Annotated in this window: 3 protein-coding genes; all 3 read right to left on the bottom strand. The window is 52.4% G+C overall.

Annotated features, from left to right (window positions below):
- Positions 1-158: 158 nt before the first annotated feature.
- Positions 159-662 carry a hypothetical protein gene (locus tag PsAD26_RS19585; protein WP_063311794.1) on the bottom strand — a complete coding sequence of 168 codons (504 nt, stop codon included), beginning with the start codon at positions 660-662 and terminating at the stop codon, positions 159-161.
- Positions 662-1,546 carry a hypothetical protein gene (locus PsAD26_RS19580; protein WP_063311793.1) on the bottom strand — a complete coding sequence of 295 codons (885 nt, stop codon included), beginning with the start codon at positions 1,544-1,546 and terminating at the stop codon, positions 662-664. The genes PsAD26_RS19585 and PsAD26_RS19580 overlap by 1 nt, the downstream gene beginning before the upstream one ends.
- Positions 1,546-1,777, bottom strand: a 232-nt coding sequence (locus PsAD26_RS19575; RefSeq protein WP_153041540.1) for a hypothetical protein, incomplete at its 5' end; no start/stop codon positions are given. The genes PsAD26_RS19580 and PsAD26_RS19575, both read right to left, overlap by 1 nt.

Genomic DNA, 1,777 nt, shown 5'->3' with positions numbered 1-1,777 from the left:
GCCTCCGGCTGCGCAGGCGCTGCAAAGGTGAAGGCCAGATCTTGTTGTTGAAAGAGCTGCGGGATTTGGACAATAGCATTCATAACAAACTCGCTGGCAAAAGGAAAAATAAAGGATCTATAAAAACTGGGAGTGGTCTGGTGTGTCGGTTTGAGATCTCACCCCGATGGCGGATAGGGATTGCCAGCCGAAGAGGTCGGCGGACACAACACACCGGGAGCAACCAGTATTTCGTTCTTGCGTTGGAAGTCATTCAAAAACGTTTGGTCGCAAGAGCGATACCCTATAAGGATCGCCTGCGTGCGCGCATAGTCGGTGACTACCATCCCCAAAAACGCCCCACCAACAGCAACGGTTAGAAACACGATTGAGAAGCTTTGGGCTGACCGCTTAATCCAATGTTGCCCCCAAGGAGTGATGGCAAGGTGAAGCATAGGTAATGCTGCTCCAGCCAGCAAAAAACGGGATCTGCCCCGGATAATCTGCAATAATTCAGGTTCAGGAGGCTGAGCAAAAATGGCTAGAAGTGCCGGACGCATTACATCCAAGCAGGCGGAAACTCCTATCAAATCGAGAAGGATCATCACTGCATGGAGGCGACGAATGTCCTGACCAACCCAACGACCAGCAAGTGTGCCCTTATCAATCACCCACCCCAACATCAGTGTCTCCGATAGTACTGATTATACAAATCTGGACCGCCAAAATGCCAGATGGTCTCACGTTCCAACTGGTTCATAAAGCGATTGCTGTGACGTTCAAACTCTTCCACTTTTTGCTTCATGGCAACATGCGCAGCATGAATAACCTTGCCGACTTCCTGAACTCCGTGAGCGACAGCTTGGCCGGTCCAAAGCAAGGCAGCGCCGAGTTTTTTCTTGATCTGATAGCTTTCTGATAGCTCACTTAACTTGTGCCCGACATAGAGCCCCACAATGATTGCCCCTCCGGTCACAACGACTGCTGGCAGAGCAATCGCGGTAATCGTACCAGCAATAGCAACAGCTCCTGCTGCTGCCAAAGCTCCTGCGGCCATCGCGACCGTGCCAATAGCAACATCAGTAATGATGTTGGCAAACAGCTCGTGATAGAGCTGCTCATCACTCATGACGAACTGCATCACATCGAGTGCTACATAGCAGGTGATCATGATGATCGCATTCGACCGTGCTGCAGATTTAAGTGCCTCTGGGCCAATGCCAAATGCAATGACTTTCGGCGACGAGGACAGATACCGTGTACCCTTCAAAGTCTCACGTAAGGCGGAGTATCCCTTAAACACCACATAGGTCTTACCGTTCGCTACCTTTGTGTAATAGCGTCCGTTAAGGCCGATCTCCTTCAGGAGTTTATGACCACCCTTCATGTCGCGCAGTAGCACTGGTAAGCTTGCCAGATCCAGCGCACCGCCCGTTGTTGCTCCAAGGCTTTGATGACTATCTACCACCGCTTGTGCGAACAATTCCAAGTCCATCACCACAGCTTCATCCTGGCGTGGGTTGATGAGCTCTGCTGCCATGCGCTGTTCTGCGAGCGAATAGACCATCAGAATATCTCCTTGTGCGGCTGATCCCCGGGCTTGACCATCAGCCGGTGACCGGGAAACTGATCCAGAAAGCCCCGGATCTCCAGCTCTTCCGACAGGTCTTCATGCAGCGCATCTGACGAACGTTCAGGCCGGTCACGGCCTTGTAAGACCACATGTGCCGTGCCTGCCGGATCGGTTTCCTTGGGAGCAGCTTCTGCAATCGCCTCTACCTTGCGCCGCCGCCACAAC

Origin of the sequence: Pseudovibrio sp. Ad26, from assembly GCF_001623285.1 — a bacterium.
In the GTDB taxonomy this organism is placed as follows: Bacteria; Pseudomonadota; Alphaproteobacteria; order Rhizobiales; family Stappiaceae; genus Pseudovibrio; species Pseudovibrio ascidiaceicola.
The sequence above is the reverse complement of the archived record's forward strand: the minus strand, read 5'-3'. Positions and strand labels throughout refer to the sequence as shown.